This window comes from Pseudomonas sp. SWRI51 (assembly GCF_014268825.1).
Classification (GTDB): domain Bacteria; phylum Pseudomonadota; class Gammaproteobacteria; order Pseudomonadales; family Pseudomonadaceae; genus Aquipseudomonas; species Aquipseudomonas farsensis.
This window is the reverse complement of record NZ_JABWRG010000036.1, coordinates 1-23,816: the sequence shown is the minus strand read 5'-3', so window position 1 is coordinate 23,816 and position 23,816 is coordinate 1. Positions and strand designations below refer to the sequence as shown.

Below are 23,816 nucleotides of genomic sequence, written 5' to 3'. Positions count from 1 at the left end.
GACAGTTGTGGCAAGCCCGCTCGCCACAAGGAGATATATCTGGCGGGAACAGGCTTGTACAAAACCATAGAATCTCCCACAGAGACCGCGGGCTGCCGCAACATTGATGCATGACTACATATTCCTGTGGGAGCTGGCGATAGCCTGCGATGAGGCCCGAACGGCAGGCACAAAAAAGGCGCCCTGAAACAGGCGCCTTTTTCAATCCGGCAACAGCCCTTAGCCGATAGCCTTGGACGCCAGCCAGAACAGACCAGCGGCCAGGCCCATCGAGGTCGGCAGGGTCAGCACCCAGGCCAGCAGGATGGTTTTCACCGTGCCGCCTTGCAGGCCGCTCTTGTTAGCGACCATGGTGCCGGCAACACCCGACGACAACACGTGGGTAGTCGATACCGGCAGGCTGAACACGTTGGCCATGCCGATGGCGCAAGCTGCAGTGATCTGCGCCGACATGCCCTGGGCATAGGTCATGCCTTGCTTGCCGATTTTCTCGCCAACGGTCAGCACCACACGCTTCCAGCCCACCATGGTGCCCAGGCCCAAGGCCAGGGCAACGGCCACGATGACCCAGAACGGGGCGTATTCGGTGGTGGCGGTGAGGTCTTTGCGCAGCTTGTCGAGGTCGGACTTCTCGCGGGCTTCAAGGCCTGGCAGCTTGCCGACCTTTTTCGCGGTGTCGTCCAGGCACAGCAGGTAGCGACGCACTTCGACGCGCTTGTCGGCGCTCAGGTCGCGGTAGTCGGTCACGCCATTGAGCGAGCTCTGCAGGGCAGCGATGGTCGGCTCGGTCTGCTGCGGGTTGCAGCTGAACTGCTCCGGCAGGTCGTTGGACTTGGCCTTGCCCAGTGCCAGGAACTCGCCAAGGGTGGCGGCGTTGCGCTGGTAGAACTGGCTCATGTGCAGGGTGGCGTCGCGGGTGCGCTCGATCTGGTACGTGGTGCTGTTCAGGTCCAGGACGAACTTGGCCGGGACGATACCGATCAGCACCAGCATGATCAGGCCAATGCCCTTCTGGCCGTCGTTGGAGCCGTGCACGAAGCTCACGCCCATGGCCGAAACCACCAGTACCAGGCGGTTCCAGAACGGTGGGTGCTTCTTGTCGTCGAGCTTGCGGCGCTGCTCGGGGGTTTTGTGCATCTTCGACAGCGGGCGCCACCATTTGAGGCCCAGCAGCACCAGGGCGGCGACGGCGAAGCCGGCCATTGGCGAGACCACCAGCGACATGGCGATGTCGATCGCCTTCTGCCAGTTGACGCCATCACCCAACGGGATGTCGTTGATCATGGCATTGGCCAGGCCAACGCCGAGGATCGAGCCGATCAGCGTGTGCGAACTGGACGCCGGGATGCCGAAGTACCAGGTACCCAGGTTCCAGGTGATGGCCGCGGCCAGCAGCGAGAAAACCATGGCCAGGCCGTGCCCGGTGTTCACGTTGATCAGCAGCTCCACCGGCAGCAGGTGGACGATGGCGTAGGCCACCCCGACGCCGCCGAGCAGAACCCCGAGGAAGTTGAACACACCGGAGAAGAACACGGCCAGGTGTGGCGGCATGGCTTTGGTATAGATGACAGTGGCTACCGCGTTGGCGGTGTCATGAAAGCCATTGATGAACTCGAATGCGAGCACGAAGGTCAGGGCGAGCATCAGGCTCACGACAACCCAGGCATCCAGTCCGCTGAATAAATCGATCATGAAGGGTTTTCTGGCGGTCTTAGGGGGGGCGGATTATGCCAGAAAACCACGGCAATCGATGCACCTGCCGCAGACTGATGGGCAGCAGGAAACGCTGAACAGGGTGGGGGAAGGCAGGCGGCGAAGTCCTGAAAAAGCGCTGAAAAGTCCTGAAAATCTAGAAATTTCAAGAAATTGCGCAGTAAATGCCGGGAATTGCTCTGTTCAAACGGCCGTATGAAATTTGTGTAATTCCATTTCATCCGCGAGCGTTGAGTAACGATCGCTGCGCGCCACGACCCCTTAAGGGGGATGGCGCGGTAGTGGCGAGGTGCTTAGTCGCCTTCGTGGCGCAGTTCCTTTTCCATCTTGTCCAGTTCCTGGGCGAACGCCTGGTCATGAACAGTGGCTCGCTTGCGCCAGGGTTTGCGCTCCGGCTCGGGTTGCGCGGCATAGGTGGTGACTTCGCCACCGTAAACATCCTTGTAACGTTCGGCCTGGCGCTCGAGTTCTGCGCGCAGTTCTTCTTTCGTCACAGTTGGTACCTGAACTGGTTGAAGTTAAGGGCTGGCATTAATGCACACCGTCATTGTGTGAATGCAACGCCAGGGCCTGTTTACCAGCCTCGACAAGTACGCACAGGCCCATGAGCGCTGCGGATTTGCAGAGGACGATAAACTAGATTGGATCCGATTGATTATCGAGGGCAGTACAACGGGGCCGATTATAGCAACGCACTCGTCGAAGGCCACGGGCGGCGTTATCAGACTACAACGTTGTAATTGGCCGATAGTGGATTGATCCTCGCGGCGGTGCACAAGTTCAAACCCGAGGCGTCAGAAGTTTCAATAGTGGGTTATACAAATGAAAACGGCCTCGCGGTTGGGCGAGGCCGTTGCCTAGGACTTCTACGGTGGGTACCTGACCAGTCTCTCCAAGAAGCCACATGTGGCAGGGCAAAAGGTATAAGCAAAAGTGTCGGCGGTCAATTGCGATTATCGCCCGTTCGTTCGATAATCGCACAAGCGACCGTTTTTTTTGAGGCATGCCCATGAACGAAGAAACCAGCAGCCCAGCCGAGCAGGAGCCGCCACGGGCCAGCAGCCCGGCGTTGGCGCCACCGATCGTGGCTTCACCCGCCAAGCGCATCCAGGCGTTGACCGGCGACCCGGATTTCATGACCTCGCTGGCCCGTGGCCTGGCGGTCATCCAGGCCTTCCAGGAACGCAAGCGCCACCTGACCATCGCCCAGGTCAGCCACCGCACCGAGATCCCTCGGGCAGCCGTGCGTCGTTGCCTGCATACGCTGATCAAGCTGGGCTACGCCACCACCGACGGGCGTACCTATTCATTGCTGCCCAAGGTGCTGACCCTGGGCCACGCCTATCTGTCGTCTACCCCGTTGGCGGTATCGGCGCAGCCTTACCTGGACCGCATCAGTGACCAGTTGCACGAAGCGGCGAACATGGCCACCCTCGAAGGCGACGACATTCTTTATATAGCGCGCTCGGCCACGGTGGAGCGGCTGATCTCGGTCGACCTCTCGGTAGGGGGCCGCTTGCCGGCCTACTGCACCTCCATGGGCCGCATCCTGTTGGCGGCCCTGGACGACGCCAGCCTGCACGAGTACCTGGACCGCGCCGACCTCAAGCCGCGTACCAGCCGCACCCTGCATGACCACGACTCGTTGTTTGCCTGCATTCAGCAGGTGCGCGAGCAAGGCTGGTGCGTGGTAGACCAGGAACTGGAGCAAGGCCTGCGCTCGATTGCCGTGCCTATCTATGACGCTTCAGGCCAGGTGCTGGCGGCGCTGAACGTCAGTACCCATGTGGGCCGGGTCAGCCGCGGCGAGCTTGAGCAGCGCTTTTTGCCCATTCTGCTGGCCTCGAGCCGAGACCTTTGCCACCAGTTGTTCGGCTGATCGGGTACGGGCCGCCAGGCGGCCCGGCACCCCACAAACGTTTAGCGACTGCTTTCTGTTCGATAAACGCACAGTGTCGTGCGCGGTGAATTGCGCCGCCAACGCCTGCTGATTAATGTCTGTCACACAAGTCGGCTGCGCCGACCGGACAATAAAAACACAGGGCACTTCCCATGACATCGCCTTCCTTGTTGCACCTTCCCGGCTGACGCCAGCCGCACCTTCCGATTTTTCCAGCTCCTGCACCTGAGCCGTACGCAGTAGCCTGTCTGCGCCTTGAATCCGGATAACAACAATGAACAAACTACAATCCACTGTCGGCAACTGCCTTGACGTCCAGTCGTTCATCAATGACCAGCCCCTGTCGCGGTTCCAGTGGCGGGTGGTGATCCTGTGCTTTCTGATTGTCTTCCTTGATGGCCTGGACACCGCCGCCATGGGCTTCATCGCCCCGGCGCTGTCGCAGGAATGGGGCATCGACCGTGCAAGCCTTGGCCCGGTGATGAGTGCAGCGTTGATCGGCATGGTATTCGGTGCCCTCGGTTCCGGGCCGCTGGCTGATCGCTTCGGGCGCCGCGGCGTGTTGATCGGGGCGGTGCTGGTGTTTGGCGGCTTCAGCCTGGCCTCGGCTTACGCCACCAACGTCGACCAACTGCTGGTGCTGCGCTTTCTGACCGGCCTGGGCCTTGGCGCCGGCATGCCCAACGCCACCACGCTGCTGTCCGAGTACACACCGGAGCGCCTCAAGTCGCTGCTGGTAACCAGCATGTTTTGCGGCTTCAACCTTGGCATGGCCGGTGGCGGCTTCATCTCTGCCAAGTTGATCCCGGCCTATGGCTGGCACAGCCTGCTGGTGATTGGTGGCGTGCTGCCGCTGCTGCTGGCGCTGGTGCTATTCGTATGGCTGCCGGAGTCGGCGCGTTTTCTGGTGGTGCGCAACCGCGGCACTGACAGGGTGCGTAAAACCCTGGCCCCGATTGCGCCGGACGTAGTAGCCCAGGCCGCCAGCTTCAGCGTGCCGGAACAAAAGGCCGTGGCCGCCCGCAACGTCTTCGCGGTGATTTTCTCGGGCACCTACGGCGTGGGTACCGTGTTGCTGTGGCTGACCTACTTCATGGGCTTGGTGATCGTTTATCTGCTGACCAGCTGGCTGCCGACGCTGATGCGCGACAGTGGCGCGAGCATGGAGCAGGCCGCGTTCATCGGCGCGTTGTTCCAGTTCGGCGGCGTGCTCAGCGCGGTGTTCGTCGGCTGGGCGATGGACCGCTTCAACCCACACAAAGTGATCGGCACGTTCTACCTGCTGGCGGGTATTTTTGCCTACGCAGTGGGCCAGAGCCTGGGCAACATCACCCTTCTGGCCACCTTGGTACTGGTGGCGGGCATGTGCGTCAACGGCGCGCAATCGGCGATGCCGTCGCTTGCAGCGCGCTTCTACCCAACCCAAGGCCGCGCCACCGGTGTGTCGTGGATGCTCGGCATCGGCCGCTTCGGCGCGATTCTCGGCGCCTGGAGCGGGGCGACACTGCTTGGCCTGGGCTGGAACTTCGAACAGGTACTGACGGCATTGCTGGTGCCCGCGGCGCTGGCGGCCGTTGCGGTGGTGATCAAAGGGCTGGTGAGCCACGCCGACGCGACCTGAGTTTGCCTGTTGGGGCCTCATCGCAGGCTGTCGCCAGCTCCCACAGAGTTCAAGTCAGACCTCTTATATCGCAGTACACACCGCCACTGTGGGAGCTGGCGACAGCCTGCGATTGGCCCTTTCAGGTGCAGAGGTTGGAGAAACAAGTTGTTCGGTAATCGAACGAGAGTTCGATTATCGGATTGCCAGTGACCTGTAAGCCTACCTATTCTGGGCGTTGAAACCCGTACCGCCCACGGGCAAGTGGCAGGAGAAGCCTGATGCGTGACGTATTTATCTGTGATGCCATCCGTACCCCCATCGGCCGTTTTGGCGGCGCATTGGCGAGTGTGCGTGCCGACGACCTGGCCGCAGTGCCGCTGAAGGCGCTGATCGAGCGCAACCCGGGCGTGCAGTGGCAGCACCTGGACGAAGTGTTCTTCGGCTGTGCCAACCAGGCCGGCGAAGACAACCGCAACGTGGCGCGCATGGCGCTGCTGCTGGCCGGGCTGCCTGAAAGCGTGCCGGGCGTTACCCTCAACCGCCTGTGCGCCTCGGGTATGGACGCCATCGGCACGGCCTTCCGCGCCATCGCCAGCGGTGAAATGGAGCTGGCCATCGCCGGCGGTGTCGAGTCGATGTCGCGCGCCCCGTTCGTGATGGGCAAGGCCGAGAGCGGCTATTCGCGCAACATGAAGCTTGAAGACACCACCATCGGCTGGCGTTTCATCAACCCGCTGATGAAGGCGCAGTACGGCGTCGATTCAATGCCGGAAACCGCCGACAACGTCGCCGACGATTACCAGGTCTCGCGCGCTGACCAGGACGCCTTCGCCCTGCGCAGCCAGCAAAAAGCGGCTGCCGCGCAGGCGGCGGGCTTCTTCGCCGAAGAGATCGTGCCGGTGCGCATTGCTCACAAAAAGGGCGAAACCGTGGTCGAGCAGGACGAGCACCTGCGCCCGGACACCACCCTTGAGGCGCTAACCCGGCTCAAGGCCGTCAACGGCCCGGACAAAACCGTCACCGCAGGCAATGCCTCCGGGGTCAACGATGGCGCTGCGGCGCTTATCCTGGCGTCGGCAGAGGCGGTTAAAAAGCACGGCCTGACCCCACGCGCCCGAGTGCTTGGCATGGCCAGCGGCGGTGTTGCGCCACGGGTCATGGGCATCGGCCCGGTGCCTGCGGTACGCAAGCTGACCGAGCGCCTGGGTGTGGCAGTGAGTGATTTTGATGTCATCGAGCTGAACGAAGCCTTTGCCAGCCAAGGCCTTGCGGTACTGCGCGAGTTGGGTGTGGCCGATGATGCGCCGCAGGTGAACCCCAACGGCGGGGCGATTGCGCTTGGCCACCCACTGGGCATGAGCGGTGCGCGCTTGGTACTCACTGCGCTGCATCAGCTTGAGAAAAGCGGCGGGCGCAAAGGCCTGGCGACCATGTGTGTCGGTGTCGGCCAAGGGCTGGCGTTGGCGATCGAGCGCGTCTGAGCAACACGGGCCCGCCCACGCCAGGTTGTGTGGGCGGGCTTGCAGTGGAACGAGTGTGTTACGGGGTATGTCTAGAATTACCTGTAACCCCTCCAGGAGCACACCCGCCATGACCTCCAACTATTACACCGGTGAAGAGCGCAGCAAGCGGATCTTCGCCATCGTCGGCGCCTCGTCGGGCAACTTGGTGGAATGGTTCGACTTCTACGTCTATGCCTTCTGCGCCATCTATTTTGCCCCGGCGTTCTTCCCCTCCGATGACCCCACGGTGCAGTTGCTCAACACCGCCGGTGTATTTGCCGCAGGCTTTCTGATGCGCCCCATCGGCGGCTGGATCTTCGGCCGCCTGGCGGATCGCCGCGGGCGCAAGAATTCGCTGATGATCTCGGTGCTGATGATGTGCGCAGGCTCGTTGATGATCGCCTGCCTGCCCACCTACGCCAGCATCGGCACCTGGGCGCCGGCGCTGCTGTTGCTGGCGCGGCTGATCCAGGGCCTGTCGGTGGGCGGTGAGTACGGCACCACGGCCACCTACATGAGTGAAGTGGCGTTGCGCAGCCAGCGCGGTTTCTATGCCTCGTTCCAGTACGTCACGCTGATTGGTGGCCAGTTGCTGGCGGTGTTGGTGGTGGTGATCCTGCAGCAGTTGCTCAGCGAAGAGGAACTGCGTGCCTGGGGCTGGCGCATCCCGTTCGTGGTCGGCGCCATCGCGGCGTTGATCTCGCTGATGCTGCGCCGCTCGCTGCACGAAACCAGCAGCGCCGAAACACGCCAGGACAAAGACGCCGGCAGCGTCAAAGGGCTGTTCCGCTACCACACCGGTGCGTTCATCACTGTGCTCGGTTACACCGCCGGTGGCTCGCTGATCTTCTACACCTTCACTACCTACATGCAGAAATACCTGGTGAACACCGCTGGCATGCACGCCAAGAGCGCCAGTTTCGTGATGACGGGTGCGCTGTTCCTGTTCATGATCCTGCAGCCGGTGTTCGGCATGCTGTCCGACCGTATTGGCCGGCGCAACTCGATGCTGCTGTTCGGTGGCCTGGGTACGCTGTTTACCGTACCGCTGCTGATGGCGCTGAAAACCGTCACCAGCCCGTTCCTGGCCTTCGTGCTGGTGACCCTGGCGCTGTGCATCGTCAGTTTCTACACCTCCATCAGCGGCCTGGTGAAGGCCGAGATGTTCCCGCCGCAGGTGCGCGCGTTGGGGGTAGGGCTGGCCTATGCGGTGGCCAACGCGCTGTTTGGCGGCTCGGCCGAGTATGTCGCCCTGGGCTTGAAGAGCCTGGGCATGGAAAACACGTTCTACTGGTATGTGACCGCCATGATGGCGATCGCTTTCCTGTTCAGCCTGCGCCTGCCCAAGCAAGCGAAGTATCTGCACGATGATCACTAAGGACGTTGCATGAGCAATCAACTGTTCGACGCCTACTTCACCGCGCCTGCCATGCGCGAGGTGTTCTGCGACCGTGGCCGGCTGCAGGGCATGCTCGACTTCGAGGCCGCCCTGGCCCGTGCCGAAGCGGCTGCGGGCCTTGTGCCGCACGCGGCGGTGGTGGCAATCGAGGCCGCCTGCAAGGCCGAGCGCTACGATGTGCGGGCCTTGGCCGAGGCCATCGCCACGGCTGGCAACTCGGCCATTCCGCTGGTCAAGGCGTTGGGCAAGGTGATTGCCAGCGGCGTGCCCGAAGCCGAACGCTACGTGCATCTTGGCGCCACCAGCCAGGATGCGATGGACACCGGGCTGGTGCTGCAACTGCGTGACGCCCTCGGGCTGATCGACGCGGCGCTGGCCAAGCTGGCCGACACCCTGGCCCGCCAGGCGCTGCAACACGCCGACACGCCACTAGTCGGGCGCACCTGGCTGCAGCACGCCACCCCCGTGACCCTGGGCATGAAGCTGGCTGGGGTACTGGGGGCGCTGACGCGTCATCGCGAACGGCTCAAGGCCTTGCGCCCGCGCCTGCTGGTGCTGCAGTTCGGCGGCGCATCCGGCAGCCTTGCGGCGCTGGGCAGCAAGGCGCTGCCGGTGGCCGAGGCGCTTGCCGGGCAGCTGCAACTGAACCTGCCGGAGCAGCCGTGGCATACCCAGCGCGACCGGCTGGTGGAGTTTGCCTCGGTGCTGGGCATGATCGCCGGCAGCCTGGGCAAGTTCGGCCGTGATATCAGCCTGCTGATGCAGACCGAGGCCGCCGAGCTGTTCGAGCCATCGGCGCCGGGCAAGGGCGGTTCGTCGACCATGCCGCACAAGCGCAACCCGGTCGGCGCTGCGGTGCTGATCGGCGCTGCGACCCGCGTGCCGGGGCTGGTGGCGACGCTGTTCGCCGCCATGCCCCAGGAGCACGAACGCAGCCTGGGCCTGTGGCACGCCGAGTGGGAAACCCTGCCAGAAATCTGCTGCCTGGTGTCCGGCGCCTTGCACCATGCGCAGCAGATTGCCGAGGGCATGGAAGTGGACGCCGCACGCATGCGCCGTAACCTCGACCTGACCCAGGGCCTGGTGCTGGCTGAGGCAGTCAGCATCGTGCTGGCCCAGCGCCTTGGCCGCGACCGTGCCCACCATCTGCTCGAACAGTGCTGCCAGCGCGCCGTCGCCGAGGGGCGCCACCTGCGTGCCGTGCTTGGCGACGAGCCGCAAGTCAGTGCCGAACTTGGCGACGAAGAACTCGACCGCCTGCTCGACCCTGCTCATTACCTCGGCCAGGCCCGCGTGTGGGTGGCGCGGGCGGTGGCCGAACATCAACGTTTCATTCCCTGAAAGGAGACCGCTGTGGCGCATGTGCAACTGGCCGATGGCGTACTGAACTACCAACTCGATGGCCCGGCCGATGCTCCGGTGCTGGTGTTGTCCAACTCATTGGGCACCGACCTTGCCATGTGGGACGCGCAGATCCCGGCGTGGAGCGAGCGCTTTCGTGTGCTGCGTTACGACACCCGTGGCCACGGCGGCTCGCAGGTCACGCAAGGACCGTACACCATCGAGCAACTGGGCGGTGATGTGCTGGCGCTGCTGGATGCGTTGGGCATCCAGCACGTGCATTTTGTCGGGTTGTCGATGGGCGGGCTGATTGGCCAGTGGTTGGGCATCAATGCCGGCCAGCGCCTGCACAGCCTGACGCTGTGCAACACGGCGGCGAAGATTGGCAGCGACGAGGTGTGGAACCCGCGCATCGAAACGGTGCTCAGCGGCGGCCAGCAGGCCATGCAAGGCCTGCGCGACGGCGCCATTGCCCGTTGGTTCACCCCGGCCTTCGTCGACCAGCAGCCGGCCGAAACCCAGCGCATTTGCCAGATGCTGGCGCAGACCAGCCCCGAGGGCTATGCCGCCAATTGCGCGGCGGTGCGTGATGCCGATTTCCGTGAGCAACTGGGGCGTATCCAGGTGCCGACGTTGATCGTTGCCGGTAGCGCAGACCTGGTGACCACCCCGGAACATGGCCGTTTCATGCAGGCGGGCATCGTCGGTGCCACCTATGCCGAGTTCCCGGCGGCGCATCTTTCCAATGTCGAGATGGGCAACGCCTTCACCGCGCGTGTTCTCGATTTTCTGCTGGCCCGCTAAGGAGTTCGCCATGGATGAGAAACAACGTTACGAAGCCGGCATGCAGGTACGCCGCGCGGTGCTGGGCGACGCCCACGTAGACCGCAGCCTGGAGAAGCTCAACGACTTCAATGGCGAGTTCCAGGAGATGATCACCCGCCACGCCTGGGGTGATATCTGGACGCGCCCGGGGTTGCCCCGGCATACCCGCAGCCTGATCACCATCGCCATGTTGATTGGCATGAACCGCACTGATGAGCTCAGGCTGCACCTGCGCGCGGCGGCCAGCAATGGCGTGACCCGTGAGGAGATCAAGGAAGTGCTGATGCAGAGCGCGATCTATTGCGGCATTCCGGCGGCCAATGCCACGTTCCACCTGGCGGAGTCGGTGTGGGATGAGCTTGGGGTTGAGTCGCGCCAGTAAGTGTGGCGAGTTTCCTTGTGGCGAGCGGGCTTGCCCCGCGTTGGGCTGCGCAGCAGCCCTGAGGATTACCCTTGGGTTTTCGGGGCTGCTGCGCAGCCCAACGCGGGGCAAGCCCGCTCGCCACAACTGTCAATCATTTCCCACAGGTTTGGGGCCGACCAGCAATGTTGTGGTTGAGCAGGACCTGCGTGGGAGCTGGCGATAGCCTGCGATGGGGCCAGGACAGGCCCACCCATCACACCACTGCTTTGTGCCGCAGCGCCACAGGCCCCGCTTTGGCCTCCACGGCCCGCTTCAACTCGCTACATAGCCCGGCCATGAAGGCCAGCTCTGCCACCACGAACAGCGGCCCGATGATCAGCCCGCTGACATCGTCGACGAATGCCGGCTTGCGCCCTTCATACCAGTGCCCCACGAACTGGATGATCCAGCCCACCACGAACGCCCCCAGCCCGGCGCTCAACCACAGGCCGGTGGCCTGCACCGCCAGCGCTTGCCCGGCCCACAGGCACAGCCCGAGCAGCAACGCCATCAGCAGCCCGAAGCGCAGGTCCAGGCGCAGGTAGAACCACACCGAGGCGCCGGCCAGCAACAGCGCCGGTGACAGCCAGACACCCGCCACCTCCCACCCCGGCCGTGACAGCAGGATGGCCACCGCCAGCACGATCAGCGGAATCCCGACAAAATGCGTGGCGATGTTGCGCGGGTCGCGGTGATAGCCCGCGTACTGGCTCAGGTGTTCGACGAGGGTTTTCATTGTTGTTCCTCCCTGCTGGCGTTGTGTGGCCTGCACCGCCACCCCATCACTCGATATAGCTGAGCATAGCCCGCCATCACCACCATCATCAGTTCAGCGAATGGCGGCAACTTTGGGCGAGGCATCCAGCGCCATCAGGGTTTCGATCATCGCCCGCGCTGCTGGCGATAGCCGGTAACCGCTGCGGCTGACCACGCCGCAGCGCACGCTCAGCACGTCCAGCGCCGGGGGCAGGTTGCGCCAGTGCAGCCGCACCAGGCGCCCGGTGGCAAGGTCAGCGGCCACCGCTTCTTCACTGGCCGTGCCAATCGCATCGCTGGCCAGCACCACACTGCGCAGCACCGCCAGGTGCTCGGTTTGCAGGTGCGGGGTGAAGTCGTTGCGCCCGCTGAGGTTGGCCAGGCGCTTGCGCACGCCGGGCGCAAGCTGCGCACAGGCCAGTGGGTAGCGGAACAGGTCATTGGTCGACAGGCTGTCCTTGGCCAGCAGTGGGTGCCCGCTACGGCAGAAGAACAGGCCAGGGCGCGGTTTCAACTGCGCGGTGTGGAAGTTGGGGTCGGCCTCGAATGGGCGTACATCGTCGACGAAAAACTCGATCTGCTCGCGGCGCAGCGCCTGGCCGAGGCGCTCGGCGTTGTCCACCAGCAATTCGCTGTGGATGCCGGGGTGGCTGGTCAGCAGGTGCTGTAGCGCGTCGGGCACCAGGTGTACGGCCAGCGCCGGGCCGCAGCCGAAACGCAGTTCGCCGGCATCTAGCTTGGTCATCTGCAGCACATCGTTGTTCAGTTGCGCTGCGCCTTGCACCAGCCGGCGGGCGTGCTGCAGCACCATGTGCCCTTCCGGGGTCGGCGGCAGGGCCTTGTTGCCGCGTTCGATCAAGGTGCAGCCGAGGGTGTTTTCCAGGTTCTGGATGGCGCGGCTGAAGGCGGGTTGGGTAATGCCCATGGCTTCGGCGCCTCGGACAAAACTGCGGTACTCGGTGAGGGCGATGAAATAGCGCAGTTGGCGGAGGTCCATGCTCGGGCTCTGGTGCGGGGATCAGGGCTCGGTTTTAGCTTTTGTTACTTATAGCGTCAAAGAATGTTATTTGATTTGTATAGGTCTTTTGGTTCTTTAGGAGGGCTGCTGACCCTATCGCGGGGCAAGCCCGCTCCCACGTTGTGGGCTGCCCCCAAGAAATTGGGTGGGTGTGCAACTTTTTGGGGGCAGTCCATTGCGTGGGAGCAGGGGGTATCACAACAGGCTTAGCGGGTAGCTCACAATGACCCGGTTTTCATCGAACGAATTGGTGCTGAAGTCCCGGCGCATGGTCGAGTTGCGCCACTTCAGCGACAGGTCCTTGAAGGTGCCGGACTGGATGACGTAGGCAAGTTCGCTTTCCCGGGCCCATTCCTTGCCATCGTCGACGGTGGCGGTGTGCACGTTGTCGCCCTTGATGTAGCGGTTCATCAGGGTCAGCCCCGGCACACCGACGCTTGCGAAGTTGAAGTCGTGACGAAGCTGCCAGGAGCGCTCCTTGGCACTTTCGAAACTGGCGTTGTAGCTGTCGTTGGCCAGGGTGCCGCCGCTGGTGCCGTTGACGCGCATCCAGCCGTCATCGCCACTGACCTTCTGCAACCCTGCATAGAACGTGTGGCCTTTGTAGCGCGCCGACAGCAATGCCGATGCGGTGCGGTTGTCCAGTTCGCCTGCGCGTTCGCTGCCGTCTTCCTTGCCGATGAAGTAACCCAGGTTGGCGCCCAAGGTCCAGTCACCCAGAGGCTGGCTGTGGACCACGTTTAGGTACTGCTGGCGGTAGATGTCCTTGAGCTGCGCATCCCACAGGCCGACCAGGGTACGCTTGTCGTTGAAGGTGTATTCGCCGCCTGCGAAGTTGAAACGGTCGGAAGTGGCAGCAGGGCGGCCCTGCATGAACATGTCTTCCATGCTGGCGTCGTTGCGCGGGCTGTTGCCGCGGAACTGGCCGGCGTAAACGGTCAGCCCGTCGATTTCCTTGGAGGTTACCTGGCCGCCGCGGAAGGTCTGCGGCAACGAGCGGCCATCATCCGAGCGCAGGATCGGCAGCACCGGCATCCACTCGCCGACTTTCAGTTCGCTCTGCGACAGGCGCGCCTTGAATGCCACGCCCAGGCGCCCGAAGTCATCGGCGGGGCGCCCGTCATCATGCACCGGGAGCAGGTTGGTATTTGCCGTGCCTTTGCCGCCATCGAGCTTGACCGAGTACAGCCCGAGCACATCCACGCCGAAGCCGACGGTGCCCTGGGTGAAGCCTGAACGGGCGTCGAGGATGAAGCTCTGGGTCCACTCTTCGGCTTTGCCCTGGGCGTTGGCTGGGTCGACGAAGTTGCGGTTGATGTAGAAATTGCGCAGGTTGAGGGTGGCCTTGGCGTCTTCGAAAAAACCGCTTTCTGCGGCGAAGGCGGGCAGGGCGCAGGACATGGCCAACAGGCCGGGCAGCAGCTGGCGTGCAGGGGGCAAAGTGCTCATCTGTCGTGGATCTCTTGTTTTTATTGGGTGAGCCTCGGCGCTGCGGGTGCGGGCCGCGGGCTGGGCATCTTGTTGAGAGCTTGTGCAACGTTGCGTGAGCGATGGTGCGTGGCGAGGGCAGGGCGAGGCAATTCGTCGCAAGCGGAACGGGGCGATTATCGAACGAAATGTTCGCGGTGGTTAGTTTGGGGGGGCCGTGTGCAGGCTATCGCGGGGCAAGTCCGCTCCCACGCGCTTATCTCGGCGTCCCCGGGGCGTGGGAGCGGGCTTGCCCCGCGATGCGGCTACCACAAAAAAGCCCACCGCAAGGGTGGGCTCGATGTTGCCGGCTACGGTCAGCCTCGTGGTGCTTGCACCGAAGCCTGCTGCTGGGTCTGCTCGTACCAGCCGCCGCCGAGGGCCTTGTACAGGTTGACCTCGCTGACCAGCTGCGACAGCCGGTCGCTGATCAGCGACTGCTGGGCGCTGAACAGGTTGCGCTGGGCGTCGAGGAAGGTCAGGTTGCTGTCGATACCGATGCGGTAGCGGCGCTCGGCCAGGCGGTAGTAGTCCTGGTTGGCGGCCACCAGGTCACGCTGGGCCTGCAACTGCTCTTCGAACGTCTTGCGCGCGGCCAGGCCATCGGCGACTTCCTGGAAGGCCGTCTGGATGGTTTTTTCGTACCGGGCAACGTTGATGTCTTTCTGGATTTTCGAGTAATCCAGGCTGGCCTTCAGGCTACCGGCGTTGAAAATCGGCAGGTTGATCTGCGGCTGGAACAGCCAGGTGCCGGAGCCGCCCTTGAACAGCCCACCCATGTCCGGGCTCAGGGTACCGGCATTGGCGGTCAGGCTGATGCTTGGGAAGAACGCCGCACGCGCCGCGCCGATGTTGGCATTGGCCGCCTTGAGCAGGTGCTCGGCTTCCTGGATGTCAGGGCGCCGCTGCAGCACGTCGGACGGCAAGCCAGCCGGCACTTCGGCCAGTTGGTCGGCATCAAGCTTAAGCGGGGCTGGCAGGTTGCCAACGCCGGTACCAACCAGCACGGTCAGGCTGTTCAGGTCCTGGGCGACCAGGCGCTGATACTGCGCATGCTTGACCCGCGCGCCTTCGACGGCGGTGCGCGCCTGGCTCAGGTCCAGCGCCGAGGCTACCCCCACCTCATTGCTGCGGCGGGTCAGGTTGTAGCTCTCTTCGTAGGTTTTCAGCGTGTCTTCGGTCAGCTTCAGCAGGGCCTGGTCGGCCTGCCAGGTGTAGTAGGCGTTGGCAACGCTGGCCACCAGGCTGATCTGCGTGGAGCGGCGCGCCTGCTCGCTGGACAGGTAGGTTTCCAGCGCCTGTTGCGACAGGCTGCGCACACGGCCAAACAGGTCCAGCTCGTAGGCGCTGACGCCGAGCGTGGCCGAGTACTGGCTGGTGATGTTGGCTTCACCGGTTTGCGAAAGGTCCGCCGGAACCCGCTGACGGCTGCCGCTGCCGGTGGCCGAAACTGCAGGGAACAGGTCGGCGCGCTGGATGCGGTACTGGGCGCGGTAGGCGTCGATGTTCAACGCGGCAACGCGCAGGTCGCGGTTGTTTTCCAGCGACGCCTGGATCAACTGCTGCAGCGCCGGGTCGTGGAAGAACTGGCGCCAGCCTTGCTCGGCGGCGGCCACGTTGGCGCTCTCGGTCGGCGAGTACGCAGGGCCTTGCGGCCACTGCGCAGCCACCGGCGCTTCCGGCGTCTGGTAGTCGGGGATCAGCGAGCAGCCGCCGAGAATGAAGGCGGTGACCGCCAGGGACAACAAAGACTTGGTCATTGCCCAGCCTCGATACGTGGGGTTTGAGGAGTGGCGTCCGGTTCTGGCTTTTTGCTGCCGAACAGCGACGACACGGCGACGAAGAACAGTGGTACCCAGAAGATGGCCAGCACGGTTGCACTGATCATGCCGCCGATCACACCGGTACCGATGGCATGCTGGCTACCGGCGCCGGCGCCGCTGGCGATGGTCAACGGTACCACGCCGAGGATGAACGCCAGCGAGGTCATGATGATCGGGCGCAGACGCATGCGGCAGGCCTCGATGGCGGCGTCATACAGGCTGCGGCCCTGCTCGTGCAATTCCTTGGCGAACTCGACGATCAGGATGGCGTTTTTCGCCGCAAGGCCGATGGTGGTCAACAGGCCGACCAGGAAGTACACGTCGTTGGACAGCCCGCGCATGCTGGCTGCAATCAGCGCACCGATGATACCCAGCGGTACTACCAGCACCACGGCGATCGGGATCGACCAGCTTTCGTACAGCGCCGCCAGGCACAGGAACACGAACAGGATCGAGAGGGCGAACAGCGCCGGCATTTGCGAGCCGGAGAGTTTTTCCTCGTAGGACATGCCGGTCCAGGAGAAGCCGATGCCGTCCGGTAGTTCGCCGGCGATGCGCTCGACTTCGGCCATGGCTTCACCGGTGCTGTAGCCAGGGGCCGGGGCACCGAGAATTTCCATCGCCTCAACGCCGTTGTAGCGCGAAAGCTTCGGCGAGCCGTAGCTCCATTCACCTTTGGCGAAGGAGGAGAACGGCACCATTTCGCCAGCGCTGTTGCGCACGTACCACTTCTGCAGGTCTTCCGGGCTCATCCGCGAATTGGCTTCACCCTGGATGTAGACCTTCTTGACCCGACCACGGTCGATGAAGTCGTTGACGTAGCTGGCACCCAGGGCAATCGACAGGGTGTTGTTGATGTCGGAAATGGTCACGCCCAGAGCGCTGGCACGTTCGTCATCAATGGTCAGCTGGTACTGCGGCTCATCGTTCAGGCCGTTCGGGCGCACACCGGCGAGGATCTTGCTCTGCGCTGCAAGGCCGAGGAACTGGTTGCGCGCTTCCATCAGTTTTTCGTGGCCGACACCGCCGCGGTCCTGCAGGAACACGTCGAAGCCACTGGCGTTACCCAGCTCCAGGACCGCAGGTGGCGCGAAGGCGAACACCATGGCGTCACGGAAGGTGAAGAAGTGCTGCTGGGCGCGTTGGGCCAGGCCGAACACGCTGTTTTCCTTGGAGCGCTCGCCCCACGGCTTGAGCATGATGAACGCCATGCCCGAGCTCTGCCCACGGCCTGCGAAGTTGAAGCCGTTGACGGTAAACACCGACGACACGGTGTCGGCTTCATCCTTGAGCAGGTATTCACGCATCTGGTCGACCACGACCTGGGTGCGTTCGGCACTGGAGCCTGCCGGGGTCTGCACCTGGGCGAACAGTACGCCTTGGTCTTCTTCGGGCAGGAACGCGGTCGGGATGCGCATGAACAGCCAGATCATGCCTACCACGATAAGCGCATAGGCCAGCAGGAACGGCGCCTTGTTGCGCAGGATAGTCCCGACGCTGCGCTCGTAGCCGACCACGGTCTTGTCGAAGCTGCGGTTGAACCAGCCGAAGAAACCACGCTTGGCGACATGGTGCTCGCCCTTCTTCACAGGCTTGAGCATGGTTGCGCACAGGGCCGGGGTGAACACCAGTGCCACCAGCACCGACAGGCCCATGGCCGAGACGATGGTGATCGAGAACTGGCGGTAGATCACGCCGGTGGAGCCGCCGAAGAACGCCATTGGCAGCAGTACCGCCGACAGCACCAGGGCAATACCCACCAGGGCGCCCTGGATCTGGGCCATGGAGCGCTTGGTGGCCTCCTTGGGTGGCAGCCCCTCCTCGGACATTACCCGCTCGACGTTCTCCACCACGACGATGGCATCGTCCACCAACAGACCGATGGCCAGCACCATGGCGAACATGGTCAGGGTGTTGATACTGAAGCCTGCGGCCGCCAGGATGCCGAAGGTACCCAGCAATACCACAGGTACGGTCATGGTGGTGATGACGGTGGCGCGGAAGTTCTGCAGGAACAGGTACATCACCAGGAACACCAGCACCACGGCCTCGATCAGGGTGTGGATGACCCCGCTGATCGATTCGGTGACAACCGGCGTGGTGTCATACGGGAATACCGCTTTCACCCCTGGCGGGAAGAACGGTTCGAGGTCGCTGATGGTGGTGCGCAGCGCCTTGGCGGTGTCCAGGGCGTTGGCGCCGGTGGCCAGTTTTACCGCCAGGCCCGAGGCGGGCTTGCCGTTGAACTGAGCGCTGACCGAGTAGTTTTCACCACCCAGGGCAACGTCGGCGACATCACGCAGGCGCACCTGCGAGCCATCCTTGTTGACCTTGAGCAGGATGTTCTGGAACTGCTCGGCAGTTTGCAGGCGGGTCTTGCCGATGATCGTGGCGTTGAGCTGGGTGCCAGGCATGGCCGGCAAACCGCCGAGCTGGCCGGACGACACCTGCACGTTCTGCGCGGCCACGGCGGTCTTGACGTCGACCGGGGTGAGCTGGAACTTGTTCAGCTTGGCCGGATCCAGCCAGATACGCATGGCGTACTGGGCACCGAACACCTGGAAGTCACCGACACCGGCCGTACGCGAGATCGAGTCCTGCATGTTGGAGACGATGTAGTTGGCCAGGTCGTCCTTGGTCATGCTGCCGTCTTCGGACACCAGGCCGATCACCATCAGGAAGTTTTTAACCGCCTTGGTGACCCGGATGCCTTGCTGCTGCACTTCTTGCGGCAGCAGCGGGGTGGCCAGGTTCAGCTTGTTCTGCACCTGCACCTGCGCGGTATCAGGGTTGGTGCCCTGCTCGAAGGTGGCGGTGATGGTCATGCTGCCGTCGGAGTTGCTCTCGGACGATACATAACGCAGGTTGTCGATACCGTTGAGCTGCTGCTCGATGACCTGCACCACGGTGTCCTGCACGGTCTGCGCCGAGGCGCCCGGGTAGGATACGGCGATGGCGATGGCCGGCGGCGCAATGCTGGGGTACTGGTTGATCGGCAACTTCAGGATCGACAGCGCCCCGACCAGCATGATCACCAAGGCGATCACCCAGGCGAAGATCGGGCGATCAATAAAGAACTTCGACATGGTTTACTCCGCTTTGGCGTCGGCTTTCGCGGCGCCCGCCTGATCAGGGCTGCCCGGCTTCTTGACGTTGGTGGCTTCGCTGACCTTGACCTCGACACCTGGGCGCACGTATTGCAGGCCTTCGGTGATAAGGCGGTCGCCGGCCTTGAGGCCGTCTTCGATCAGCCAATCTGTGCCCAGGGTACGGCTGGCCTTGAGCTGACGCAGTTCGACCTTGTTGTCCGGGCCGACCACCAGGGCGGTAGGCGCGCCTTTGAGGTCGCGGGTCACACCTTGTTGCGGGGCCAGGATGGCGTTGGCGTTGACCCCAGCTTTGAGCCGCGCGTGGACGAACATGCCTGGCAGCAAGGTGTGCTCGGGGTTCGGGAAGATCGCACGCAGGGTCACGGAACCGGTGGTTTCGTCGACGGCAACTTCAGAGAACTCCAGGCGGCCCTGTTGCTTGAACAGGCTGCCGTCTTCGAGCACCAGTTGCACCTGGGCGGCGTTTTCGCCGGCCTTCTGCAATTGGCCGCTTTCCAGGTCACGGCGCAGCTTAAGCAGCTCGGCGGTGGACTGGGTCACGTCGACGTAGATCGGGTCGAGTTGCTGGATGGTAGCCATGGCGTTGGTCTGGCCATTGCTCACCAAGGCACCTTCGGTAAAGGCGGAGCGGCCGATACGGCCACTGATCGGGGCCAGCACCTTGGTGTAGCGCAGGTCGATCTGCGCGCTCTTGAGCGAAGCCTCGGCCTGCAATCGTTTGGCGTTGGCGTCGTCGTATTCCTGTTTGGAAACGGCTTGCTCATCGATCAACTGCTTGTAGCGTTCGGCCAGCGAGCGGGTGGCTTGCAGGTTGGCCTGGGCGTTGGCCAGGGTTGCCTCGTAGACGGCAGGGTCGATCTGGTAGAGCTGCTGCCCTTCCTTCACTTCGCTGCCTTCCTTGAACAGGCGCTTGAGAATGATGCCGTTGACCTGCGGGCGAACCTCGGCCACGCGGAAGGCGGTAGTACGCCCCGGCAGTTCCGAGGTAAGGGTGAAGGCTTGGGGTTGCAGGGTGACGACGCCGACCTGAGGAGCCTGCGCCGCGGGCGGCGCCTCTTCTTTCTTACAGCCGCTGAGCAGTGTGGCCAGGGCGATGGCGGAAACCAGAGCGGTAACAGCTGGCTTGAGTTGCATGAGGATCCTCGGGTCGCAGGAGCGGGGGAGCTCAAGAATAGATGAAGTGTTCTGTCAGAAAAATGCTATCAGTTGGATTAATAGCTTGCTAAGGAATATACTTACATTCATGGTTGTTTGTAAATACTACCAACCGGCCCTTTCTAGCGGTCAGGTGGTAAATAATTGTTACCGGCGGACGCCCTGAAGAGGCAGCCCCGGGTTGAATTCCGCCTGCCAACTGCGCAGGGCATGATGAGGTTGTGCTGCCATGGTCCGTCGAACCAAAGAAGAAGCCCAGGAAACCCGCGCCCAGATTATCGAGGCGGCGGAGAAGGCGTTTTACAAGCGCGGGGTTGCGCGCACCACTCTCACCGACATTGCCGAGCTGGCCGGGGTGACCCGCGGCGCCATCTACTGGCATTTCAGCAACAAGGCGGACTTGGTGCAGGCGCTGCTCGACAGCCTGCACGAAACCCATGACCACTTGGCGCGCGCCAGTGAAAGCGAAGACGAACTGGACCCGCTTGGCTGTATGCGCAAGCTGCTGCTGCAAGTGTTCAGCGACCTGGTACTCAACGCCCGGACCCGGCGGATCAATGAAATCCTGCACCATAAGTGCGAGTTCACCGATGACATGTGTGAGATTCGCCTGCAGCGCCAGAGTGCCGTGCTCGACTGCCATGAAGGCATAGCCTTGGCGATGAAAAATTCGGTACGCCGCGAACAGCTGCCGGCCGACCTTGATTGCGACCGCGCGGCCGTTGCGATGTTTGCCTATATCGACGGGTTGATCGGGCGCTGGCTGCTGCTGCCGGACAGCTTCGAACTGCTGCGCGATGCTGAAAAGTGGGTCGACGCCGGGCTGGATATGCTGCGCTTGAGCCCGGCACTACGCAAATAGCACTTTGTGAAGGTTTGTGAGCAAGTGTTGCCCTTGGTGCGTTAACGCAAGATTAAGCCCGTCTTTACCGGTTGGCGGGCGGCTTCAGTGCCCGCGTAGTTGTTTATCCGGCAGCGCCAGCGCCGCCAGCAGGCCCAGCAGGGCAACCCCGGCGCTGCCCAGCAGCAGATGGCGGAAGGTCTCCAGCAAGCGGCCCTGGGTCAGCAGGTCTGCCTGCCCGGCCTTGAGGCTACCCAGCAATGGGTTGCCAATCACGTCCAGGCCGCCGCTGTGCAGCAGCCCCAGCAACAGGCTGGACATGCACGCCACGCCCATCGCCCCGCCCAGTGAGCGGAACAGGTTGGTGGTGCTGGTCGCCACACCAATATCCTTCGCTTCGACCGCGCTCTGGGTGCCCACCAGCGAGGTCGGAAACTGCAGCCCGCAGGCAACCCCCGCCAACAACATGAACAAACCGCTGAGCAGCGCCGACTGCGGCGGCGTCATGGCCATGGCAGCAATCGCCATGGGCATCAGCACGGCGCCGGCCAGAATCTGCGGTTTGTAGCGCCCGGTGCGGCTGGTCATGCGCCCGCCGGTGAACGCGCCCAGCGGCAGGCCCATGGCCAGTGGCAGCAGGTGCAACGCCGCCGCGTCGGCGCCGGCACCGGTGATGCTCTGGTAGCGCAGCGGCATCAGCATGGTCAGCGAAATGGACTGGAAGCTGGCAAAGAAAATCACCCCCCAGCACAGCACTGCCACGCGGTTGCCGAACAGGCTCATCGGCAGCAACGGCTCGCGGCAGCGCCGCTCATGGGCGATGAACACCAGCAGTCCGAGCAGCGCCGCGCCCATCAGTGCCAGCACCGGCTGCGACAGCCAGGCATGGCCTTGGCCGACCAAGGTGATGCCCAGCAGCAAGCTGCCCAGGCCGATGATCATCAACACCGCGCCGGTATAATCCACCTGCGCCTGGCGGTGTTTGACCGGGATGCCCGCCAGGGCGCGGTGGATCACCCACAGCGCCACCACGCCGAGCGGCAGGTTGATCCAGAACACCCAGCGCCACGACAGGTACTCGGTCAGCCAGCCGCCCAGCACCGGCCCAGCTACGCTGGCCAAGGCATACATGCTGCTGAAATAGCCTTGGTAGCGGCCCCGCTCGCGGGGCGGCACGAAGTCGCCGATGATCGCCTGGCTGACCGAGACCATGCCGCCTGCACCTATGCCTTGCAGCACCCGCGCCAGTACCAGTTGCGGCATGTCCTGGGCCAGGGCGCAGCCGATGGAGGCCAGGGTGAACAGCGCGGTGCCGGTCAGGATCATGCGCCGGCGGCCATACAGGTCGCCGAGCTTGCCGTAGATCGGCACGGCGATGGTCATGGCCACCATATAGCCGGAGATGACCCAGGCCAGCAGCCCGACATCGTTGAACTGGGCGGAAATGGCTGGCATCGACACGGCAACGATGGTCTGGTCGAGGGCGCCAAGGAAGATCGCCAGCATCAGGGCGGTCAATACACTGCGCAAGGCGTTGGGGGGCAGGGCGGCAGTCACGGCATACCTTCACGGTTGCAATCGCGGGCTTGTTGGCGCGATCAGTCAGTTTGTAATGCGCCGATTGTACCCTGACTTAGGTAGCTACCTATGTAGTACGTGCATCCCCTATGCAAGATCGGCATTAGCGCATTGGTCATTACCTGCATGGCAGCATGATATCGTGCGAGGGCCGCAGAGGCTGAAATCCGCGGGCTGCACCGACTTGGTGCAACCATTTGTCGCAGGGTTTCGCGTTGCAGTAAGTCCACACCTTCTATTCCTCTGCCTGCATGTCGAGCATGACCGCCCTGATGGCGACGGTTGGAACAGTCAGGTAGACCCGGTACAGGGGTCGGTTGTCAGCCGTTCAACATTTCTTATTACAAGCGGAGTGATCATGCCCAAGGCTTCCCACCAAGATCTGCGTTTTGCCTTCCGCGAGCTGCTTGCGTCAGGTTCGTGCTATCACACCGCGTCGGTGTTTGACCCCATGTCCGCGCGCATCGCCGCCGACCTGGGTTTTGAAGTTGGCATCCTCGGCGGCTCGGTCGCCTCGTTGCAGGTGCTGGCCGCTCCGGACTTTGCCCTGATTACCCTGAGCGAGTTCGTCGAGCAGGCCACCCGCATCGGCCGCGTCGCGCAGTTGCCGGTACTCGCCGATGCCGATCACGGTTACGGCAATGCCCTGAACGTGATGCGCACGGTGGTTGAACTGGAGCGCGCAGGCGTTGCGGCGCTGACCATCGAAGATACCTTGCTGCCGGCCCAGTTCGGGCGCAAATCCACTGACCTGATTTCGGTGGACGAAGGCGTGGGCAAGATCCGTGCAGCCCTGGAGGCGCGGGTTGACGCTTCGCTGGCCATTATTGCCCGGACCAACGCAGGCGTGCTCACCACCGAAGAAATCATCGTGCGCACGCAGAGCTACCAGAAGGCCGGGGCTGATGGTATCTGCATGGTGGGTGTGAAGGACTTCGATCACCTCGAACAGATCGCCGAGCACCTGACCGTGCCGCTGATGCTGGTGACCTACGGCAACCCGAACCTGCGCGACGACGAGCGCTTGGCGCGGCTTGGCGTGCGTATCGTGGTCGACGGCCACGCCGCTTACTTTGCAGCGATCAAAGCCACCTACGACTGCCTGCGCCTGCAGCGCGGCCAGCAGAACAAGTCGGAAAACCTCAGCGCTACCGAGCTTTCGCACACCTATACCCAGCCTGAGGACTACATCCGCTGGGCCAAGGAATACATGAGCGTCGAGGAGTAAGCGCCTCACCTGACCCTGGGTGGCTGTGCCGTTCTCGGTAGCCCCCGCTCGGGCCTCATCGCAGGCCGTCGCCAGCTCCCACAGGAATCTGGGCCAGGCCTGGTGTTGGGGCGGTGCGCGATGTCTGTAGGAGCGGCCTCGTGTCGCGAAAGGG

Annotated in this window: 18 protein-coding genes; 9 read left to right on the top strand and 9 right to left on the bottom strand. The window is 63.3% G+C overall.

Annotated features, from left to right (window positions below):
* Nucleotides 1-219: 219 nt before the first annotated feature.
* Together HU720_RS12900 and HU720_RS12895 are read right to left on the bottom strand one after the other, a co-directional pair.
* Nucleotides 220-1,692: an inorganic phosphate transporter gene (locus tag HU720_RS12900; protein ID WP_186520314.1), complete on the bottom strand. Its 1,473-nt coding sequence runs from the start codon at nucleotides 1,690-1,692 to the stop codon at nucleotides 220-222.
* 314 nt (nucleotides 1,693-2,006) lie between these two features.
* Entirely contained in the window at nucleotides 2,007-2,207 is a 201-nt protein-coding gene (locus HU720_RS12895; RefSeq protein ID WP_186520313.1) for a hypothetical protein, read from the bottom strand.
* A gap of 515 nt (nucleotides 2,208-2,722) precedes the next feature.
* On the opposite strand from HU720_RS12895, the gene pcaR reads away from it, so the two are divergent.
* The 7 genes from pcaR (at nucleotide 2,723) to pcaC (ending at nucleotide 10,665) form a co-directional block, all read left to right on the top strand.
* Nucleotides 2,723-3,592 carry a pca regulon transcriptional regulator PcaR gene (gene pcaR / locus HU720_RS12890; RefSeq protein WP_186520312.1) on the top strand — a complete coding sequence of 290 codons (870 nt, stop codon included), beginning with the start codon at nucleotides 2,723-2,725 and terminating at the stop codon, nucleotides 3,590-3,592.
* A 295-nt stretch (nucleotides 3,593-3,887) separates the two neighbouring features.
* Entirely contained in the window at nucleotides 3,888-5,234 is a 1,347-nt protein-coding gene (locus HU720_RS12885; protein ID WP_186520311.1) for an MFS transporter, read from the top strand.
* A 257-nt stretch (nucleotides 5,235-5,491) separates the two neighbouring features.
* The gene (gene pcaF / locus HU720_RS12880) at nucleotides 5,492-6,697 is read left to right on the top strand and encodes a 3-oxoadipyl-CoA thiolase (protein WP_186520329.1); all 1,206 of its coding nucleotides are present in this window, start codon (nucleotides 5,492-5,494) and stop codon (nucleotides 6,695-6,697) included.
* Nucleotides 6,698-6,806: 109 nt separating this feature from the next.
* Nucleotides 6,807-8,096 carry an MFS family transporter gene (locus HU720_RS12875; protein ID WP_186520310.1) on the top strand — a complete coding sequence of 430 codons (1,290 nt, stop codon included), beginning with the start codon at nucleotides 6,807-6,809 and terminating at the stop codon, nucleotides 8,094-8,096.
* Between the two features lie 9 nt (nucleotides 8,097-8,105).
* Entirely contained in the window at nucleotides 8,106-9,458 is a 1,353-nt protein-coding gene (locus HU720_RS12870) for a 3-carboxy-cis,cis-muconate cycloisomerase (protein WP_186520309.1), read from the top strand.
* A 12-nt stretch (nucleotides 9,459-9,470) separates the two neighbouring features.
* Nucleotides 9,471-10,262: a 3-oxoadipate enol-lactonase gene (gene pcaD, locus HU720_RS12865; protein WP_186520308.1), complete on the top strand. Its 792-nt coding sequence runs from the start codon at nucleotides 9,471-9,473 to the stop codon at nucleotides 10,260-10,262.
* A 10-nt stretch (nucleotides 10,263-10,272) separates the two neighbouring features.
* Nucleotides 10,273-10,665 (top strand): 4-carboxymuconolactone decarboxylase, encoded by a 393-nt coding sequence (pcaC, locus tag HU720_RS12860; protein ID WP_186520307.1) that lies wholly within the window; start codon nucleotides 10,273-10,275, stop codon nucleotides 10,663-10,665.
* 235 nt (nucleotides 10,666-10,900) lie between these two features.
* Here pcaC and HU720_RS12855 read toward each other — a convergent pair whose 3' ends face one another.
* From HU720_RS12855 to ttgA, 6 genes are all read right to left on the bottom strand, one after another.
* Nucleotides 10,901-11,422: an Mpo1-like protein gene (locus tag HU720_RS12855; protein WP_186520306.1), complete on the bottom strand. Its 522-nt coding sequence runs from the start codon at nucleotides 11,420-11,422 to the stop codon at nucleotides 10,901-10,903.
* A gap of 93 nt (nucleotides 11,423-11,515) precedes the next feature.
* Nucleotides 11,516-12,439: a LysR family transcriptional regulator gene (locus tag HU720_RS12850; RefSeq protein WP_186520305.1), complete on the bottom strand. Its 924-nt coding sequence runs from the start codon at nucleotides 12,437-12,439 to the stop codon at nucleotides 11,516-11,518.
* 216 nt (nucleotides 12,440-12,655) lie between these two features.
* A complete protein-coding gene (locus HU720_RS12845) occupies nucleotides 12,656-13,909 on the bottom strand; it encodes an OprD family porin (protein ID WP_186520304.1) in 1,254 nt (417 codons plus the stop codon).
* A 335-nt stretch (nucleotides 13,910-14,244) separates the two neighbouring features.
* The gene (gene adeC / locus HU720_RS12840) at nucleotides 14,245-15,687 is read right to left on the bottom strand and encodes an AdeC/AdeK/OprM family multidrug efflux complex outer membrane factor (protein WP_186520303.1); all 1,443 of its coding nucleotides are present in this window, start codon (nucleotides 15,685-15,687) and stop codon (nucleotides 14,245-14,247) included.
* A complete protein-coding gene (gene ttgB / locus HU720_RS12835; RefSeq protein WP_186520302.1) occupies nucleotides 15,684-18,836 on the bottom strand; it encodes a multidrug efflux RND transporter permease subunit TtgB in 3,153 nt (1,050 codons plus the stop codon). The genes adeC and ttgB overlap by 4 nt, the downstream gene beginning before the upstream one ends.
* Before the next feature lie 3 nt (nucleotides 18,837-18,839).
* The gene (gene ttgA / locus HU720_RS12830) at nucleotides 18,840-19,994 is read right to left on the bottom strand and encodes a toluene efflux RND transporter periplasmic adaptor subunit TtgA (protein WP_186520301.1); all 1,155 of its coding nucleotides are present in this window, start codon (nucleotides 19,992-19,994) and stop codon (nucleotides 18,840-18,842) included.
* Nucleotides 19,995-20,244: 250 nt separating this feature from the next.
* Here ttgA and HU720_RS12825 point away from each other — a divergent pair, with 250 nt between their 5' ends.
* A complete protein-coding gene (locus HU720_RS12825; RefSeq protein ID WP_186520300.1) occupies nucleotides 20,245-20,877 on the top strand; it encodes a TetR family transcriptional regulator in 633 nt (210 codons plus the stop codon).
* Nucleotides 20,878-20,961: 84 nt separating this feature from the next.
* Here the strand turns inward: HU720_RS12825 and HU720_RS12820 are convergent, their stop codons facing one another.
* Entirely contained in the window at nucleotides 20,962-22,413 is a 1,452-nt protein-coding gene (locus tag HU720_RS12820; protein ID WP_186520299.1) for a DHA2 family efflux MFS transporter permease subunit, read from the bottom strand.
* Between the two features lie 379 nt (nucleotides 22,414-22,792).
* On the opposite strand from HU720_RS12820, the gene HU720_RS12815 reads away from it, so the two are divergent.
* Nucleotides 22,793-23,662 (top strand): oxaloacetate decarboxylase, encoded by an 870-nt coding sequence (locus tag HU720_RS12815; protein ID WP_186520298.1) that lies wholly within the window; start codon nucleotides 22,793-22,795, stop codon nucleotides 23,660-23,662.
* The last annotated feature ends 154 nt before the right edge of the window (nucleotides 23,663-23,816 follow it).

Coding starts and splice junctions, on each gene's coding strand:
- HU720_RS12900 (WP_186520314.1), bottom strand. CDS start 1,692: ATGATCGATTTATTCAGCGGACTGGATGCCTGGGTTGTCGTGAGCCTG.
- pcaR (WP_186520312.1), top strand. CDS start 2,723: ATGAACGAAGAAACCAGCAGCCCAGCCGAGCAGGAGCCGCCACGGGCC.
- HU720_RS12885 (WP_186520311.1), top strand. CDS start 3,888: ATGAACAAACTACAATCCACTGTCGGCAACTGCCTTGACGTCCAGTCG.
- HU720_RS12875 (WP_186520310.1), top strand. CDS start 6,807: ATGACCTCCAACTATTACACCGGTGAAGAGCGCAGCAAGCGGATCTTC.
- HU720_RS12870 (WP_186520309.1), top strand. CDS start 8,106: ATGAGCAATCAACTGTTCGACGCCTACTTCACCGCGCCTGCCATGCGC.
- pcaC (WP_186520307.1), top strand. CDS start 10,273: ATGGATGAGAAACAACGTTACGAAGCCGGCATGCAGGTACGCCGCGCG.
- HU720_RS12855 (WP_186520306.1), bottom strand. CDS start 11,422: ATGAAAACCCTCGTCGAACACCTGAGCCAGTACGCGGGCTATCACCGC.
- HU720_RS12850 (WP_186520305.1), bottom strand. CDS start 12,439: ATGGACCTCCGCCAACTGCGCTATTTCATCGCCCTCACCGAGTACCGC.
- HU720_RS12845 (WP_186520304.1), bottom strand. CDS start 13,909: ATGAGCACTTTGCCCCCTGCACGCCAGCTGCTGCCCGGCCTGTTGGCC.
- adeC (WP_186520303.1), bottom strand. CDS start 15,687: ATGACCAAGTCTTTGTTGTCCCTGGCGGTCACCGCCTTCATTCTCGGC.
- ttgB (WP_186520302.1), bottom strand. CDS start 18,836: ATGTCGAAGTTCTTTATTGATCGCCCGATCTTCGCCTGGGTGATCGCC.
- ttgA (WP_186520301.1), bottom strand. CDS start 19,994: ATGCAACTCAAGCCAGCTGTTACCGCTCTGGTTTCCGCCATCGCCCTG.
- HU720_RS12825 (WP_186520300.1), top strand. CDS start 20,245: ATGGTCCGTCGAACCAAAGAAGAAGCCCAGGAAACCCGCGCCCAGATT.
- HU720_RS12815 (WP_186520298.1), top strand. CDS start 22,793: ATGCCCAAGGCTTCCCACCAAGATCTGCGTTTTGCCTTCCGCGAGCTG.